This is a genomic window from Bradyrhizobium tropiciagri, from assembly GCF_001189845.1.
Taxonomy (GTDB): domain Bacteria; phylum Pseudomonadota; class Alphaproteobacteria; order Rhizobiales; family Xanthobacteraceae; genus Bradyrhizobium; species Bradyrhizobium tropiciagri.
Map to the genome: position 1 here is coordinate 1 of NZ_LFLZ01000022.1, position 15,880 is coordinate 15,880.

Annotated in this window: 16 protein-coding genes and 2 pseudogenes; 3 read left to right on the forward strand and 15 right to left on the reverse strand. The window is 64.3% G+C overall.

Features of this window, described 5'->3' with window-relative positions:
• Positions 1-2: 2 nt before the first annotated feature.
• A pseudogene (locus tag AKN84_RS18755) lies at positions 3-2,910 on the reverse strand (EAL domain-containing protein).
• Positions 2,911-3,129: 219 nt separating this feature from the next.
• Here AKN84_RS18755 and AKN84_RS18760 point away from each other — a divergent pair.
• Positions 3,130-3,495 carry a methylamine utilization protein gene (locus tag AKN84_RS18760; RefSeq protein ID WP_128970979.1) on the forward strand — a complete coding sequence of 122 codons (366 nt, stop codon included), beginning with the start codon at positions 3,130-3,132 and terminating at the stop codon, positions 3,493-3,495.
• A gap of 21 nt (positions 3,496-3,516) precedes the next feature.
• On the opposite strand, the gene AKN84_RS18765 is transcribed toward AKN84_RS18760, so the two are convergent.
• Positions 3,517-4,500: a hypothetical protein gene (locus tag AKN84_RS18765; RefSeq protein WP_050422241.1), complete on the reverse strand. Its 984-nt coding sequence runs from the start codon at positions 4,498-4,500 to the stop codon at positions 3,517-3,519.
• Positions 4,501-4,810: 310 nt separating this feature from the next.
• On the opposite strand from AKN84_RS18765, the gene AKN84_RS47410 reads away from it, so the two are divergent.
• A complete protein-coding gene (locus AKN84_RS47410; RefSeq protein ID WP_157863320.1) occupies positions 4,811-4,972 on the forward strand; it encodes a hypothetical protein in 162 nt (53 codons plus the stop codon).
• Between the two features lie 29 nt (positions 4,973-5,001).
• Here AKN84_RS47410 and AKN84_RS18770 read toward each other — a convergent pair whose 3' ends face one another.
• Entirely contained in the window at positions 5,002-6,030 is a 1,029-nt protein-coding gene (locus AKN84_RS18770; RefSeq protein ID WP_050422156.1) for a cytochrome-c peroxidase, read from the reverse strand.
• 177 nt (positions 6,031-6,207) lie between these two features.
• Complete coding sequence (locus AKN84_RS18775) at positions 6,208-7,869, reverse strand: CHASE domain-containing protein (RefSeq protein ID WP_050422157.1); 1,662 nt, start codon at positions 7,867-7,869, stop codon at positions 6,208-6,210.
• 110 nt (positions 7,870-7,979) lie between these two features.
• Between AKN84_RS18775 and AKN84_RS47415 the strand changes: the two genes are divergently transcribed.
• Positions 7,980-8,153, forward strand: coding sequence for a hypothetical protein (locus tag AKN84_RS47415; protein WP_157863321.1), 174 nt, complete (start codon positions 7,980-7,982; stop codon positions 8,151-8,153).
• Between the two features lie 151 nt (positions 8,154-8,304).
• Here AKN84_RS47415 and ureG read toward each other — a convergent pair.
• The 11 genes and pseudogenes from ureG to AKN84_RS18830 all read right to left on the reverse strand — a co-directional run bounded on the left by ureG (position 8,305) and on the right by AKN84_RS18830 (position 15,867).
• Positions 8,305-8,960: pseudogene (gene ureG, locus AKN84_RS18780) on the reverse strand (urease accessory protein UreG).
• A gap of 183 nt (positions 8,961-9,143) precedes the next feature.
• Positions 9,144-9,881 carry an urease accessory protein UreF gene (locus AKN84_RS18785; RefSeq protein WP_050422158.1) on the reverse strand — a complete coding sequence of 246 codons (738 nt, stop codon included), beginning with the start codon at positions 9,879-9,881 and terminating at the stop codon, positions 9,144-9,146.
• Entirely contained in the window at positions 9,862-10,488 is a 627-nt protein-coding gene (locus AKN84_RS45725) for an urease accessory protein UreE (RefSeq protein WP_128970980.1), read from the reverse strand. The genes AKN84_RS18785 and AKN84_RS45725 overlap by 20 nt, the downstream gene beginning before the upstream one ends.
• A 7-nt stretch (positions 10,489-10,495) precedes the next feature.
• A complete protein-coding gene (locus tag AKN84_RS18795; RefSeq protein ID WP_021076828.1) occupies positions 10,496-10,795 on the reverse strand; it encodes a putative quinol monooxygenase in 300 nt (99 codons plus the stop codon).
• A 25-nt stretch (positions 10,796-10,820) separates the two neighbouring features.
• Complete coding sequence (locus AKN84_RS18800) at positions 10,821-11,120, reverse strand: putative quinol monooxygenase (protein WP_016847277.1); 300 nt, start codon at positions 11,118-11,120, stop codon at positions 10,821-10,823.
• Positions 11,121-11,232: 112 nt separating this feature from the next.
• Positions 11,233-12,948 (reverse strand): urease subunit alpha, encoded by a 1,716-nt coding sequence (gene ureC / locus AKN84_RS18805; protein WP_050422160.1) that lies wholly within the window; start codon positions 12,946-12,948, stop codon positions 11,233-11,235.
• Between the two features lies 1 nt (position 12,949).
• Positions 12,950-13,504 carry an HD domain-containing protein gene (locus AKN84_RS18810; protein ID WP_050422161.1) on the reverse strand — a complete coding sequence of 185 codons (555 nt, stop codon included), beginning with the start codon at positions 13,502-13,504 and terminating at the stop codon, positions 12,950-12,952.
• Positions 13,505-13,642: 138 nt separating this feature from the next.
• Positions 13,643-14,128, reverse strand: a complete 486-nt coding sequence (locus AKN84_RS18815) for an endonuclease domain-containing protein (RefSeq protein WP_128970981.1) — start codon at positions 14,126-14,128, stop codon at positions 13,643-13,645.
• A 101-nt stretch (positions 14,129-14,229) separates the two neighbouring features.
• Positions 14,230-14,535: an urease subunit beta gene (locus AKN84_RS18820; RefSeq protein WP_028334688.1), complete on the reverse strand. Its 306-nt coding sequence runs from the start codon at positions 14,533-14,535 to the stop codon at positions 14,230-14,232.
• A 111-nt stretch (positions 14,536-14,646) separates the two neighbouring features.
• Positions 14,647-14,949 (reverse strand): urease subunit gamma, encoded by a 303-nt coding sequence (locus AKN84_RS18825; RefSeq protein WP_028334687.1) that lies wholly within the window; start codon positions 14,947-14,949, stop codon positions 14,647-14,649.
• Positions 14,950-15,030: 81 nt separating this feature from the next.
• Positions 15,031-15,867 carry an urease accessory protein UreD gene (locus tag AKN84_RS18830; protein ID WP_050422162.1) on the reverse strand — a complete coding sequence of 279 codons (837 nt, stop codon included), beginning with the start codon at positions 15,865-15,867 and terminating at the stop codon, positions 15,031-15,033.
• Between the last annotated feature and the right edge of the window lie 13 nt (positions 15,868-15,880).

The following is a 15,880-nucleotide window of genomic DNA, read 5'->3' on the forward strand; positions in this document are numbered from 1 at the left end:
CTTTAGCCCGCCATCGCCTGCTTGACGGCCGCCGGCTTGAAGCCGTTCCTCAATTCGAGGATCTTGGCCGCGATCTCGGTCACCGGGACCGGATGACTGATCAGGAAGCCCTGGGCCTCGTTGCAGCCCTCGGCGCGCATGTGGTCGAGCTGCTCGACCGTCTCGATGCCTTCGGCGATCGTGGTCATGCCAAGCTTCTGCCAAGCTGATGACGGCGCGCACGATCGATTTCGATCCATGCGTCGCGGTCGCATCGCGCACGAAGGATTTGTCGATCTTGAGCTTGTCGAATGGAAAACTGCGCAGATAGCTCAGCGACGAATAGCCGGTGCCGAAATCGTCGAGCGCGATCCGCACGCCCTGCGCTTTCAGCCTGTGCAGCGTTGCCAGCGTCTCGCTGCTGTTGGCAAGGAAGACGGATTCGGTGATCTCGAGCTCGAGCCGGCGCGGCGACAATTTTGACGCCGCCAGCGCATTGACGACGACGTCGATGAAGTTGGGATCACGAAACTGCACCGCGGAGACGTTGACCGCGAGCTTCATCTCGCTCGGCCAGGTGACGGCCTGCTCGCAGGCGCGGTCGAGCACCCATTCGCCGAGCGGACCGATCAGGCCGATCTCCTCCGCGATCGGGATGAACTGGTCCGGCGGAACCAATCCGCGCTTCGGGTGATGCCAGCGCAGCAGCGCCTCGAAGCCGCAGATGCGGTCGAGATGGAGATCATAGAGCGGCTGGTAGAACAGCGAGAACTCGTCCTTGACCATTGCCTCGCGAAGGTCGAGCTCGATCGCCCGCCGCCGCTGCAGGCTGGCGTCCATCGCAGGCTCGAAGAAGCGCCAGGTGCCCCGGCCCTCCATCTTGGCGCGGTACAAGGCGACGTCGGCATTCTTCAGCAGCTTCTCGCCGGTGGTGCCGTCGCCGGGCGACATCGAGATGCCGACGCTGCAGCCGACCACGACGCGATGCCCGTTCAGCTCATAGGGCGCACCGACGCATTCCACGATGCGGCGAGCGAGGCGTTCGGCCTCCTCGCCGCCCTGGACGCCACACTGGATGACCGCAAACTCGTCGCCGCCCAAACGCGCAACGGTGTCGACCTCGCGGACGCAAGCGTTGAGCCGGTCCGCGACCGCACACAGCAGTTCATCGCCGACCGGATGCCCGAGCGTGTCGTTGACCTGCTTGAAATTATCGAGATCGAGGCAGAACACCGCAAAGCCGGATCCGCGGCCGACCTGAGCCACCGCAAGCTCGATCCGTTCGGCGAGCAGCGTGCGGTTCGGCAGCTTGGTCAGGGCATCGTGCCGCGCCATGAACGCGATCTGCGACTCGGCGCGCTGCTGTTCGGTGACATCCTCGCAGGTGACGAGCCAGCCGCCGTCGGTCGTCGGCCGCTGCGCGATGGCGATGATCCGTCCGTCGCTGAGATGCTGCAGATAGTTGCCCTCGTGCTGGGCCATCGATCGCTCGCGTTCGCTCAGCAGGTCGGCGACCGTCCGCTCGCCATGATTGCCGGCGGCGACGCTGAGGCCGAGCACGTCCTCCATGGTCATTCCGGGAACGACGAGCTCCGGCGAAATATCGAAGATCTCGCAGAACCGGCGGTTGGCGACCTGGAGCCGCGCTTCGCTGTTGTAGAGGCACAGCCCTTGCGACATGTGCGTGAGCGCCGCATCGAGCCGCAGATTGGTCTCATGCAGCTCCGCCTTCTGCTGCTTCAGCGCGGAGATATCGCTGTAGACCAGGACGACGCCGCCCTCCTGCGTCTCGCTGCGGCTGACACGCAGCCAGCGTCCGTCCGAAAGCTGCGCTTCGCTGGCAAAACCATCGATGTCACCGTCGGCCGGCGCCAGGCTCGGGGCATCGAGGCGATCCGAGTGCAGAAGCTGCGGCGAGAGGCGGATGAATTCGCTTGCCCGCGAGTTGGCCAGCGCGATCTGGCCGTCAGCATCGAGCAGCACGACGCCTTCGCGCGACGTTTCGAGCGCATCGGACAGCCGCGCCTGCGCGGAGCGGCGTTGCGACACCTCCTGATCGACCATCCGCCTGATGTTGTCGCGCATGGTTTCCATCGCGGTCAGCAGCGTACCCAGTTCGTCGGTGCCGCCCTTGGGAACGGTCGCGTCGAGGTCGCCGCCGGCGATGCTGCGCGCAGCCCGCGATGCAATCGCGACGGGGCCGATGATGCGGCGCGCCAGCAACCATGAGAACAGCGCCGACAGGAACAGCGCAACCGTCAGCCCGGCGACGTTGAGCTGCAGGTCCCGCTTGATCGTCGAGAGCGCCTTTTGCCGGAACAGAAAGCCGTCGCCGGCCGTATAGTTGACCAATAGCTCAACCTGCTGGCTGACGATCTTGGAGTAGCGATCGACGTCGCCGACCGTGGCGCCCGATGCGCGCGGATCGACCGCCGGATTTTCCTCCACGGACGATCCGACGGCGCGGCGATGCAGCGCCATCCAGGCGTCGGCGGCTTCCTGAACCTTTGCCGCGGCTTGCGCAGCCCGTGTGGACTGCGACCGGTCGGCTGCGATCGTCAGATCCTCCGAGAGCGTCTTCGCGAGCTTCTCGATCTCGCTATCGAGGCTGGCACGAATCTCAAGATCGGTGGTCAACAGGCGCTGCGACGACGCGACCCGCATCGAGGCGAAGTCCGCACCGGCGGCGCGGGCGTAGTTGATCGACATCAGGGATTCGTCGAACGTCTTGGCCACCAGATCGCCGGCATGGCGGATGCCGAGGATGGAGTATCCGCCGAGCGCGACGGCAACGGCACTCATCGCGAGGCAGAAAATCAGGATCTGGGTGCGGATCGAACCCGTGGTCAGGGCAAGACGCGACAGGCGGCCGGTGGCGAACCGAATGGCTGCACCGGTCTTCCTCTTGAGGTTGCCTAATAGGCTATCCATACCCGCGTTTCGCCGTAGTGCTCGATGTTCAAGCTACGCAGAAACGCGCAGCGCTGCGGAAAAATGACTGTCTGCTCAAAATTGCCTTAGTAGTGACTGGAACTCATGCTGAAATCGTTAAGATCAGCTGGCGATAATCACCGTTACAGGTAATCCGGGGGCGCCACTTGCACCCTGGGGGTGCCGATGTCGGGCGTTCGAGGTTCAAGCGGGGGTCTTATGCAGTCAGGCTTGTTGCGCGCTGTGCGCCTGGGCCGGTTCGGCCGCGTGCCATTTGCGGCGGCGATCGTTACCGGAGCGCTAGCCGGAGCAGCTTTGGGCGCAGGCCCTTATGTCATTTCGCAGAAAGATCGCGAATTCAAGCCCGCCGAGATCTCGATCAAGCGCGGCGAGGCTTTACGATTCATTAACGATGACGGCGAGCTGCTGCATCACGCTTATTTGAGCAGCGATACGTTCAGTTTCGACTCGGGCGACCAGCAGCCGGGCAGCAAGTTCGACGTCACCTTCTCCGTGCCCGGCGACTACACCGTGCTGTGCGGCATTCACCCCAAGATGAAGCTCGCCGTCCACGTCGCCAAGTAGCCCATTTGAGGCAACGACGATTTACAGGACCGACGTCTTGAAGATCGCGGCGTGGCCGAAATAGTAGACGAACAACGTCAGCGACAGCGCGGCACAGAGCGCGACCGGAGCAAGCCATGCCGCGCGACGATCGCGCGGCAGGACCTTGTTGTCGGCGACGATCGCAAGCAGGACCGCGATGATCGCCGAGTGCCCGATCGTGTCGATCTTGCCGAATTCGAAGCATGCGCTGATGAACATCCCGGTCAGCACCGTCGCAGCGCAGCGCCGGATCAACGGCGTCCAGATCAAGGCGAAGGCGAGCGTGAATTCCACCATGCCGGCGGCGCGTATGTAGAACTCATTGTCGAAGCCGAGAGTCATCGAGGCATGCTCGATCAGCAGCGGGAAGCTCCACTCCGGATAGGCCCATTTCTCGATCGAGGCCCACATCAGCGTCACCGCCGCGGCGTACCGCATCACGTCGATCGGCCGGATGCCGAACAGATCCTTGTTCAGCCCGATAAGCGCAAAATAGGCGGCAACGCCGAGAAAAATCGGGTAATCGGCGAGATGGAAGACGCCGTAGCCGCGGACGCCGATCCCGAACAGGACCGCCATCCCCGCGGCCGACAATGGCAGCGTGCGCCGCGACAGCATGCCGGCGGCGATGCCGAGCTGCAACGCGCCCACCAAGTGTGACGTCGTCTTCAACTCGGGTGTCAGCAGGATCCCGCCCACAGCCCAGATCGAGATGAAGAAAAACGCGCAGACGGCGCGCATCATCAACTCGGTGCGCAGCCGCAATGCCTCGGTGATGCGGTCCAGCACCCGGATCGTCGCATCACCCAGCGATGTGGGCTCGATCAGGCAGCCCGCGAACAGCCAGAAGACGGCGACGCCGAGCAGCAGTTCAAAGTCGAGGCAAAGGACGTTCTCGAGTCCCCGGGGCTGACCGGCAACATCGTAGGCGCAGAACCATTTGACATGTGCCTCGGCACTGCGCGCGGCTGTAACGCAAAACAAAACCGCTGCAAAGCACGTGGCGAAATAGGAGCGCACAGCCGAGCCGGCATTTCGCTCCTGCCCACTAAACATTGAACCAACCGCCCACACACACTTAAGGACTTGTTTAACTTATATCAAATTTTAAGCTTTGCGCCTGCCCGTGACACCCGCTGGTTGCATTGTGGTTAATTGCGGCAGGCAAGCCCCGGCCCGTCCCTCAGAGCAGTCTTTTCAGCCGGTTCCATCGAATTTTAGCTAATTCCGGCACGGGGGCTCAATTCAACTGTCGTAGTGAAACCCGGACAAATCGGATCGGGAGGCCGGTTAGATGTTCGGAGCGTTGAGTGCCGTGAGTATCGGGGTGGGGTCGGCCCTCGCCTACCTGACAAAACCATCCGCAGAGCGCGCGGCGACGCTGGAGACCTGCGCGGGCGCGTTCCTGATCGTCGGGCTCGGCCTCCTGGGGGCCGCACTGCCGCACCTGGGCTAACCAGCCCCGTTTTAAACCCTCTGCGGCGGTCAGCGCGGCAGTTTGGGGACCCCTGCTACCGGTGGGGCAGTGGCGGTCAGGGTTTGCAGGAAAGCGATCAGATCCTTCTTCTCGTCCGCGGTCAGAGACAACGGCCTGATGTCGGGCGATCGGCTCGGCCGCTCGATCCCGCCCTTGTTGTACAGCTCGATGACATCTTCCAGCGTTGCGACCGATCCGTCGTGCATGTAGGGCGCACGGCGCGCGACGTCGCGCAATGTCGGGGTCTTGAACGCGTATTTCAGCTTCGCCGACGTCGGGAAGAAACGGCCGCGCCCGATGTCATGGCCCTTGGCGGTACCGATATCCTGAAACGACCCGTCGGAGAAGGACGGGCCGCTGTGACAGGACGAACACCGTCCCTTGCCGTTGAAAAGCTCGAAGCCCTGCTTGGCCGATGCGCTGATCGCGCTATCGTCGCCCTTGATCCAGCGGTCGAACGGCGCCTCGCCGGCAACGATGGAGCGCTCGAAGGTCGCCAGCGACTGCTCGATCCTCGGCCGCGTGATCGCGCCGTCTCCGAACGCGTGGGCGAACGCATCGACATAGCCCGGGATCGCCGAGAGCCGCGCGATCAAATCCGCCTCGGTCATGTTCAGGTTCATCGGACTGAGGATCGGCCCGAACGCGACGGATTCGAGATCCTTGAACTTGCCGTCCCATCCCAGCGGCTCGAAGAAGGCCACGTCGATCAGCGTCGGCGAGCGGATCGGCAGGCCCTTCGGGTCCTCGCCGATGGCGCGCGGAAGGCCGTCGCCCCATGACAGGCTCGGCTTGTGGCAGCTCGCGCAGGCATGCGTCTTCGACCGCGACAGCAGCGGATCGAAGAACAGCATCTGGCCGAGCGCGGATTTCGCCTCGGAATAGGGATTGCTGCTCGGAAAGGGAACGACGTCCGGCCGGCGATAGCCGGCCCTGACGGTCGCGGGGTCACGGGGCTCGGTCGCCGGGGTCAAGGCAAGCGACAGCCCTACCGGCAAAACTGCCGCGAGCAAGGTCAGGCTGACCCAAAGCCTCATCGGGGTCCTCAGACGGTATCCTGCTCGGTATATGCCCAAGCATGTTCAACGAAGTTTTAACGCTCGGTTGCGGGATATTACGGATGCCGGTGTCGGTCCCGGCGTATTCCCATCATCGTGAATACGATCAAGCCGCGCAGCGTTCGAGCGACACAACCTGTGGCGGCTGCGGCCGCTCTATTTCTTCGCCGGACGGACCGGCGCGGATAACTGCTCGGTGCGGTCGCGCTCGGTCATGTCGACCACGGTGTCCATCGGCGCGGTCAGCTCGTAGACATAGGAGACGTCGGTGAAGTACCGCTTCGCGGTGCCGCCGAGCGCTTCGGGCGCGACACGGTCGAGCAGGATCAGGCCGAAGTCGCTGTCGGCCCGCCGCGTCGCCTGGCTGGTGTTGAACTCCTCCCAGCGGAAATGGAAGACCGCGTCGGCATCCTCGCCGACCACTTCCCAATTGGCGACGATGTGCGGATGCTTGCCGACCAGCGACAGCCCTTCATCGGAGTGCGAGGCGAGCTCGAAGAACAGCAGCGACAGCGATTGCGCGGCGCGGGCGCTGACGGTGATATCAGGGCCGTTCACCGCGATCCGGTCGGCATGCGGGATCGCGCGCGATTCGAACAGGCCCTTCAGCTTGACGCCCTGCCACTGGCTCTCGCTGAGCAGCGTGACGACGTTCGACATCGCGTGGATGCGCCCGATCAGGAGTTCGCGCGCGACATCGATATCGGCGCCGTGCCGCAGCGTGCGGGTCACGATCGACTGGATCACCGCGAGGATGTTCTTGACCCGATGGTTGAGCTCGTCGATCACGGCAGTCAGCCGGCGTTCGAAGCCGATCCGGACCTCGATCTCGCGGCTGAGCCGCAAATTGTTGTAGGCGACGTAGCCGAACAGGCCGCAGACAATGCCGGTCAGCGCGAGCCCGATCGCCGCGACGATGGTCGCGGTCTGCTGCGCCCGCACCGTCGCGTTGCTCTTGGCGTAATAGTCGAGCGACCAGTCACGGCCGCCGAACGTCACCGTGCGGACCATCGACGGCGACGGGCCGTCCTGGCGCACCGCGCGCGAGGTGACGATGCCCTGCTCGTTCGCAGTGAACTCGTCGTTGGAATCGCGCGGATCCTTCAGTGCCACCGCGAACAGCGAGGAATCGTCGTTGGTCAGCATCAGCGCCGACAATTCATACGAGAAGGTGATGAAGCCGGCCGGCTCCGAGGCGCCCTCCTGGAACACCGGCGCGGCAAGCACGACGCCGACCGGGCCGTTCTGCCGGAGCAGCGGCACCGGGTCCGAGGCCACCGGCTTTGCGTTGGCCATCGCCCGCGCCAGCATTGGGCCGACCACCGAGTGACGGTCGAAGGCGCGGCCCGGAATGCTCAGGGTCTCCGGATTGCGCGGCTCGACGTCCATCAGCACGTTGATCGGCTTGTCGAGCGCCTTGAGGTCGAGCGCCTGGTCGTCGAAATCCCGGATCGTCGGATTGGTGAAGCCGTTGGCCTTCAGCTCGGCCTCCGCTGCGCTCAGCTCGTTCGGCTTGAGCCGCGCGATCCAGGCGGCGACGACGAAATCGGTCTTGAAGGCATAGATCGCCGAGCGCAGCGGCTGCAGCATGTTGGCCTTCACCATCGAGGGCGTCTTGAACAGCCCCGAGGCCACCCGTGCCAGCAGCTCGCGCTCGGTCAGGCGGTCTTGCACCAGGCTGGCATGGACGTCGATCGCCCGCGCCAGCGCGATGCCGTCGATCGCAAGCTCCTGATCGTGCACCCGATAGGCGGCAAGACCGGAGAGCAGAACTCCGATCAACGCAATCAACGCAACGATGAAGCCCAGTCGAACCACACGCTTACTCGGCAATCAGGGGGTGGCGAAAGGGGACTGAAGGCATCTGGTTTCTGCGGGGGCGGCGACAAATCAGGGAGCGATGAACGCCAGCCGCAAAGCAATATGGAATGGCGATCATCGGTACGCAACAGGAGCCGGTCGGCAACATTAACGACGACGCCACCCGGCGGTCTTTGGCGGCGCCAAAGGTTGCTAATCGTCAAAGTTGGAATTTGTTCCGGCGATTGCGCAGCTTTTTTGCGGCGAAGGAGATCCTCCGGACGACCACCCCGTCATCCTGAGGTGCGAGCCTTGCGGCGCAATTGCGCCGCTGGGCGAGCCTCGAAGGATGAACGGCCCGGCTGGTGGCCGTGCATCCTTCGAGACGCGCGTTCCGCGCTCCTCAGGATGACGGGACCAGCAACTGGTTGCGCCGCCACAATGATTAACGCGCTACCTCGCCTTGGCCGCCTTGGCCGCCTTGCCCGTCGCCTGCGACCGAAGGCCGCCCTTGGTCTCGATGAAGCTGATGATGCGGTCAAGGCCGTCGCTCTTCTTCAGATTGGTCATCACGAAGGGCCGCTCGCCGCGCATCCTTTTGGCGTCGGTGTCCATCTTCTCAAGCGACGCACCGACATGGGGCGCGAGGTCGATCTTGTTGATCACCAGGAGGTCTGAACGCGTGATGCCCGGGCCGCCCTTGGAGGGGATCTTGTCGCCGGCGGCGACGTCGATGACGTAGATCGTGAGATCGGCCAATTCCGGCGAGAAGGTCGCCGCCAGATTGTCGCCGCCGGACTCGATCAGGACCAGATCGAGGTCGGGGAATTTCGCGCGCATGTCGGCGACCGCGGCGAGGTTCATCGAGGCGTCCTCGCGGATCGCGGTGTGCGGGCAGCCGCCGGTCTCGACGCCCGCGATGCGGTCCGGCGTCAGCGAGCCGGAGCGCACCAGAAACTCGGCATCCCATTTGGTGTAGATGTCGTTGGTGATCGCAGCGATGTCGTAGCGCTCGCGCATCGATTTGCAGAGCAGGTCCATCAGCGCGGTCTTGCCGGAGCCGACCGGACCGCCGACGCGACGCGGAGTGGGCCGTGGGAAGTGGGCATGTGAGTGCTCTCTCTTATCGTCGTCCCTGCCTAGTGCGCAATTGCGCACGGGAGCAGGGACCCATAACCACCGAACTTCAATTGTTACGACACGCTGGGGCCACGGCCGTGCATAACCACAAAGGCCGGTGGTTATGGGTCCCCGCTTTCGCGGGGACGACGCGTGGATGGTGTGGTGGCGCATCATGACCGGAACAGCCGCGTATACTGCGTCTCGTGACGCAGGCTCGCAAGATCAGCCCGGAAGGTCGCGCTGCCGAGATCGTCGAGCGCGGCTGCATTGGCCCGCGCGGCGGTCGCGGCAACGGCCGGCTCGAGATCGGCCAGCACGCGCTGGCTGTCGGTCTGCCCGAGCGGAATCAGCCGGGCGCCCGCGGAAATCCAGTTGGAGAGCACGGCATGCAGGAAGGCGTGCAGCGACGGCGCCAGCCGAACGCCATGCGCAGCGCTGACGATGCCGACCGCGACCGGATAGACGATCGGCCCGTCGCAGCCAGCGACCATGGGGTCGAGGCCGGGCGAATTCCAGGCCGCTCGAGCAATCTCGATGAAGGCGCGCCCTTGCGTCGTGGTCTCGAGCTGCCGCTCGCGTGACGGCACGAAGGCGGCGGCGAGCTCGGCGATCTCCTTGAGCCCGGCGTGGCCGGGCTCCGACGCCGCGCGATAACTCTGCGCGAGAAACACCGCGTCGCAAAATCCGCTGCCGTCGGTGAGCATCGTGGCGAGCCAGTCCCGCAGCGTCGCGGCATCGGTGATGTCGCCGGCCTCGACCGCCCATTCGATGCCGCTGGAATAGGCGAACGCCCCGACCGGAAAGGACGGCGACAGCCACGTCATCAGCCGGTACAGCGCGGCAGCCTCGTCCTCCGCCATCCCGCCGCGCAGCGCGGCGGGATCGGGCTCATTTGTGGTCATGAGCATGGGAGTGGTCGTGATGATGATGGGCGTGCTCGCAATGCTCATCATGATGATGGTGATCATGGTCATGCCCGTGATCATGATCATGGCCTTCACCGTGGTGGTGACCATGATCGTACGCATGGCTATGGGCATGATCGTGCCCGGTGTGACCATGCGCGTGCGCGTCAGCATGCGCGTGCTCGGCATAGGCGCCGCCCTCGGGATCGAACGGCGCCTCGATCTCGATGACGCGGGCGCCAAGCCCCTTCACCATCGCCTCGATCACGTGATCCCTGCGGATGCGCAGGCCCTTCGGCATGATCTGCGTCGGCAGATGGCGGTTGCCGAGATGCCAGGCGACCCGGATCAAATGATGCGGATCGCTGCCGCGGATTTCCGCAAGCGACTCTGGAGCTGCGACCACCTCGACGAGGCGGCCGTCCTCCAGCACCAGCGCATCGCCGCCGCGCAGCGCGACGGCGTTTTCGAGGTCGAGCAGGAATTCGAGCCCGCGCGTCCCTGATATCACCATCCGCCGCCGGTGCCGGTCGTCGAAATCGAGCACGACGGTGTCGGCTGCCGCTTCCTTCCAGCGATGCTGTCCCAGGACTTTGGTTGCGCGGATCATCGATGCCTCAGAGCTTCTGAACCTTGGCGTCGCTGATGATCTCGATCACCGTCGGCCCGGTCTTCATGTCGGCGGAATATTCGCGCCACACCTTCATGTGCGGCGCCTTGCTGTGCGCGGTCAGGTCGTCGCGGGTTTCCCAGCGCTCGACCACCACATAGAGATTGGGATCGTTGACGCTGACATGGCCCTCATAGGAGAGGCAGCCCTTCTCCTTATGGGTCTCGGCGATGCACGCCTTGTGCCCCCTAATGAAGTCGTCCTTGTTTTCCGGCTTCATCGGCGTGGTGGCGATCACATAGATCATGCTGTTGCTCCCATTCTTGTTTTTGTTAGCGGACGTCGACCTTCTCGGGCGTGATCACCTCGATCTTCGGCGGCGCGGCCATGCACTTCACCGCGACCCGGCCGAACGTCTTCATGTGCTCGGCAGTGCGATGCGGCACCAGCGCGTCGGCGTTTTCCCACTGCTCGACGAACACCATCTTGCTGTGGTCGGTGACGCTCTCATGCAGATCGTAGGCGATGTTGCCGGGCTCCTTGCGGGTTTCCTTGATGCAGGCCGTCGCCGCAGCGATGAATTCGGCGCGGGTCTCGGGCTTGATGGTCAGCGTAGCAACGACGTAAATCACGGAAATTCCTCCCGGTTTTCTCTTTTGTCTCGAGCCCTGTTGTGGGCGCGTTTTCTTTCCGCAAGCCGGAAATCGGCTTCGTTCGAAAACGCTCTGGCTACCGGGAGCGGTTTTAGAACATAAAATAGCGCTGTGCCATGGGCAGCACCTCGGCCGGTGCGCAGGTCAGGAGCTCGCCGTCTGCACGTACCTCATAGGTCTCCGGATCGACCTCGATCTCGGGCGTAGCGTCGTTATGGATCATGCTCTTCTTGGAGATTTTCCCACGGGTGTTCTGCACCGCGTAGAGCTTTTTGCTGATCCCGAGCTTGCGGGCGAGGCCGCCGGTGACCGCGGCCTTCGAGGTGAACACGACCGAGGACGCGGTGAGCGATTTGCCGAACGCGGCGAACATCGGCTGGTAATGCACCGGCTGCGGCGTCGGGATCGAGGCGTTGGGATCGCCCATCGGCGCCGCCACGATCGAGCCGCCCTTGATGATGCAGTCCGGCTTAACGCCGAAGAATGCCGGCGACCACAGCACGAGGTCGGCGAGCTTGCCCTTCTCGACCGAACCGATCAGCTTCGACACGCCATGCGCGATCGCGGGGTTGATGGTGTATTTGGCGATGTAGCGCTTGACGCGGAAATTATCGTTATCGTTGCCCTTGTCCTGCGGCAGGGAACCGCGCTGCTTCTTCATCTTGTCGGCGGTCTGCCAGGTGCGGATGATGACTTCGCCGAGCCGGCCCATCGCCTGCGAATCCGACGACATCATCGAGAGCGCGCCGAGATCGTGCAGGATATCCTCGGCCGCGATGGTCTCCTTGCGGATCCGGCTTTCGGCGAAGGCGAGGTCCTCCGCAATCGACGGATCGAGGTGATGGCACACCATCAGCATGTCCAGATGCTCGTCTATGGTGTTGCGGGTGAACGGCCGGGTCGGATTGGTCGAGGACGGCAGCACGTTCTTCAGGCCGGCGATCTTGATGATATCAGGCGCGTGGCCGCCGCCGGCGCCTTCGGTGTGGAAGGCATGGATGGTGCGGCCCTTGAACGCCTTCACCGTATCCTCGACGAAGCCGGACTCGTTCAGCGTGTCGGAATGCAGCATCACCTGGACGTCGTAATCGTCGGCCACCGACAGGCAGGTGTCGATTGCCGACGGCGTGGTGCCCCAGTCCTCATGCAGCTTCAGCGCGCAGGCGCCGGCCTTGATCATCTCGACCAGTGCCGCCGGACGCGAGGCATTGCCCTTGCCGGAAATGCCGAGATTGACCGGGAAGGCGTCGAACGACTGGATCATCCGCCCCATGTGCCACGGGCCGGGCGTGCAGGTGGTGGCGAAGGTGCCGTGCGAGGGGCCGGTGCCGCCCCCCAGCATTGAGGTGACGCCCGACATCAGCGCGTGCTCGATCTGCTGCGGGCAGATGAAATGGATGTGGCTGTCGAAGCCGCCGGCGGTGAGGATCTTGCCCTCGCCCGCGATCACGTCGGTGCCGGGGCCGATCACAATGGTGACGTTGGGCTGGATGTCCGGATTGCCGGCCTTGCCGATCGCGGCAATCATGCCCTCCTTGATCGCGACGTCGGCCTTCACGATGCCCCAGTGATCGACGATCAGCGCGTTGGTGATGACGGTATCGGCCGCGCCTTGCGCGTTGGTCACCTGCGATTGCCCCATGCCGTCGCGGATCACCTTGCCGCCGCCGAACTTCACCTCCTCGCCATAGGTGGTGAGATCCTTCTCGACCTCGATGATCAGGTCGGTGTCGGCGAGCCGCACCCTGTCGCCGGTGGTGGGGCCGAACATGTCGGCATAGACGGAACGCTTGGTCTTCACGGACATGTCAGCCCCCAGTTTCAGCCAGCGCGGCCCTGGCGCGCGCAATGGTGTCATCGAAAATGCGGTCGAGCCGCGGATTGATGCCCCGGCAACCGGCAACGACCTTCTCGGCCCAGGCCGCATAATCAGCGAGATCGTCGCGCTCGTCCTTGCTTGGACGCGGCACGATCCGGGCGCCGATATTGCTGACCTTGTCGGCGATCTTGATCAGCTTCGCGCTTGCCGATTCATGCGGCGCGTCCTCGATCTGCTTTTGCCGGCGCGCAGCCTTCGGCAGGCTCATATCGTCGGTGCATTCGACCACGAGCGAAGCGACGCGGTCGCTGAATTTTTGCGCGAGCTCTTCGCGCGTGGTCTCGGTGTCCACGATGCTATCGTGCAGCCACCCGGCAGCCACCAGCTCCGCATCAGTACCGTCCGTCACCTGCGCAAGCAGGTTCGCAACCTCGGCGAGATGGTTGATATAGGGCTCACTGCCCCGCCCCTTGCGCGCCATCCCGTTGTGACGGCGTGCGGCGAGATCGGCGGCTTCGGAGATGAGGCGGATTGCGGGAAGCATCGGCTACGAAGCTCCCTCGCGCCCGAACTCGTGGCGATTGTTGGCAGATCGCAAGATGTCCACTGCTGGAGCCCGGGGCTCACCCCTCTCCCCAACCCTCCCCCGCAAGGGGGAGGGAGCCTGAGAAGCGTGCTCACCTCACATCGCCGTGCAACTTCTCCATCTTGCATCACGGCTGCACCTCACCATCGACATCAGATGTAAGGGACGCATCGGCGGAAGGGTTCCCTCCCCCTTGCGGGGGAGGGTTAGGGAGAGGGGTGCCGCTTGCTCCGCGGCTTCCGCGATGCTCAGGGCCACTCCCTCAAGGTTTTTCATCACGTCGTCATTGGTGAAACGGAGAACGCGATAACCGCGCGACTTGAGCCACGCATCCCGCCGCTCATCATGACGGATGCGCTCCTCAAAATCGTGGCTCTCGCCGTCAACCTCAACGACCAGCTTGCAGGCGTGCGCGACAAAATCGGCGATGAAGTTGCCAATCGGTGCCTGACGGCGGAAGTTGAGACCAGCGAGACGATCGGCCTTCAGATGACGCCACAGCAAAGTTTCCGCGCGCGTCATGGCGCGGCGGAGCTGCTTGGCGCGATCGCGCTGGATGTCGCTCACTTGAGTGTGCGGCATACCCCTCTCCCCACCCTCCCCCGCAAGGGGGGAGGGAGCCCGGCCACGGTGCTCACCTCACTGTCGATCATCGGCAGAGTGCTCATGGCGTCAGATCAAGATCACAACTTCCCCTTCACCTCGGCGCGGAAGCCATAGATCACGCGCTTGCCGGCGAGGGCGACGAGCTGGACATCCCGAGTCTGGCCGGGCTCGAAGCGGACGGCGGTGCCGGCGGCGATGTCGAGGCGCATGCCGCGGGCTTTCTTGCGGTCGAATTTCAGCGCCGGGTTGGTCTCGAAGAAATGATAGTGCGAGCCGACCTGGATCGGGCGATCGCCGGTGTTTGCGACCGACAGCGTCACGGTCTTGCGGCCGGCATTGAGCTCGATCTCGCCGTCCTTGATGAAGAGTTCGCCGGGGATCATCCATCTCTCCTGTCATTCCGGGGCGATGCGCAGCATCGAACCCGGAATCTCGATCAACAACCTCTGGATTCCGGGTTCGGCCTTCGGCCGCCCCGGAATGACTGATGTGGCCTATCGGATCGGCTCGTGCACGGTGACGAGCTTGGTGCCGTCGGGGAATGTCGCCTCGACCTGGATGTCATGGATCATCTCGGGGATGCCATCCATCACCTGTGCGCGGGTCAGCACCTTGGCGCCGGCCTGCATCAGCTCGGCCACTGTGCGGCCATCGCGCGCGCCCTCGACGATGAAATCGGTGATCAGCGCCACGGCTTCCGGATGGTTCAGCTTGACGCCGCGCTCGAGCCGGCGACGCGCGACCATGGCCGCCATCGAAACCAGCAGCTTGTCCTTTTCGCGGGGAGACAAATTCATGCGAGCACTCTGATCGTTCTGAAACGTTTAAGTTGGGCATGATCTTATCGGAAAACCGGCATCCACTTTTCCGGATCATGCCTAGTTGAGCCACAGCCGCGGCAGCGGGCCGATGGAGGCGCGACCGAGCACCGCCATCATGTCGGCGCGCAGCCGGGCCGCATCTTGGGCACAGAAGCGCGCCATTGCAAAGCCATTCCAGGCCGAGATGCCGACTTCGCCGCCGAAGCCCTCCGACGCCTCGCGGATGCGCGCGATCAGCGCCTCGTCGCCCGGCACGATCAGCGCGGTGCCGATCGCGCAGCCGCCGCCGGCGATCGCGCGCCGTGCGAGCTTCGCGCCGATTTCACCGTCGAGGCGGATGGTCTCGGCGAACACCAGCCTGCCGCCACGCCGCATCCGCCAGCGGTCGAGGAACTCGCCATGGCGCATCGTCTCGCCCATCGCGGCGCGGCCGAACACCACGATCTCGCAGAGCAAAAGCGAGGCGCTATAGGCGAGGTCGATGTCAAAGCGGCGGTGAATCCGGGCACGGTTGAACAGGATGGTCTCCTGCGGCAGCCAAGAGAGATGCGCACCATCAGCGACCTTGAGCGCGATGTCGAGCCGGGCTGCCGCTCCCGGCGCGCGGTAAACCTTCTCCGCCGCCGCCGTGGTCAGCGTCAGGCGAGCGCCCTCGCCGGCCGCGATCGCTATCTCGAAGTGATCCCCACCGGCAATGCCGCCGGCGGTGTTGACGAACATGGCCGACAGGCCGTCGTCCTCCGGCGACGGAAATCGGACGCGCAACGAGCCCGACTCATGCAGATCGCCGCGGCGGGTCGCGCCGTCCTTGCGATGCACGCCGAACCGCACTGCGCCCTGGGCGCGGTTGGCCGCAAACGTCGCCGCTGCCTCGCCTGCGATCCCGCTCCGCATTCCCCCGACGCTC

Excerpts from the sequence above, each read along its gene's own strand:
- AKN84_RS18830 (WP_050422162.1), bottom strand. The coding sequence starts at position 15,867 with ATGCGGAGCGGGATCGCAGGCGAGGCAGCGGCGACGTTTGCGGCCAAC.
- AKN84_RS18760 (WP_128970979.1), top strand. The coding sequence starts at position 3,130 with ATGCAGTCAGGCTTGTTGCGCGCTGTGCGCCTGGGCCGGTTCGGCCGC.
- AKN84_RS18825 (WP_028334687.1), bottom strand. The coding sequence starts at position 14,949 with ATGAATTTGTCTCCCCGCGAAAAGGACAAGCTGCTGGTTTCGATGGCG.
- AKN84_RS18820 (WP_028334688.1), bottom strand. The coding sequence starts at position 14,535 with ATGATCCCCGGCGAACTCTTCATCAAGGACGGCGAGATCGAGCTCAAT.
- AKN84_RS18810 (WP_050422161.1), bottom strand. The coding sequence starts at position 13,504 with ATGCTTCCCGCAATCCGCCTCATCTCCGAAGCCGCCGATCTCGCCGCA.
- AKN84_RS18815 (WP_128970981.1), bottom strand. The coding sequence starts at position 14,128 with ATGCCGCACACTCAAGTGAGCGACATCCAGCGCGATCGCGCCAAGCAG.
- AKN84_RS47410 (WP_157863320.1), top strand. The coding sequence starts at position 4,811 with ATGTTCGGAGCGTTGAGTGCCGTGAGTATCGGGGTGGGGTCGGCCCTC.
- AKN84_RS47415 (WP_157863321.1), top strand. The coding sequence starts at position 7,980 with ATGGCGATCATCGGTACGCAACAGGAGCCGGTCGGCAACATTAACGAC.
- AKN84_RS45725 (WP_128970980.1), bottom strand. The coding sequence starts at position 10,488 with ATGATCCGCGCAACCAAAGTCCTGGGACAGCATCGCTGGAAGGAAGCG.
- ureC (WP_050422160.1), bottom strand. The coding sequence starts at position 12,948 with ATGTCCGTGAAGACCAAGCGTTCCGTCTATGCCGACATGTTCGGCCCC.
- AKN84_RS18770 (WP_050422156.1), bottom strand. The coding sequence starts at position 6,030 with ATGAGGCTTTGGGTCAGCCTGACCTTGCTCGCGGCAGTTTTGCCGGTA.
- AKN84_RS18785 (WP_050422158.1), bottom strand. The coding sequence starts at position 9,881 with ATGCTCATGACCACAAATGAGCCCGATCCCGCCGCGCTGCGCGGCGGG.
- AKN84_RS18795 (WP_021076828.1), bottom strand. The coding sequence starts at position 10,795 with ATGATCTATGTGATCGCCACCACGCCGATGAAGCCGGAAAACAAGGAC.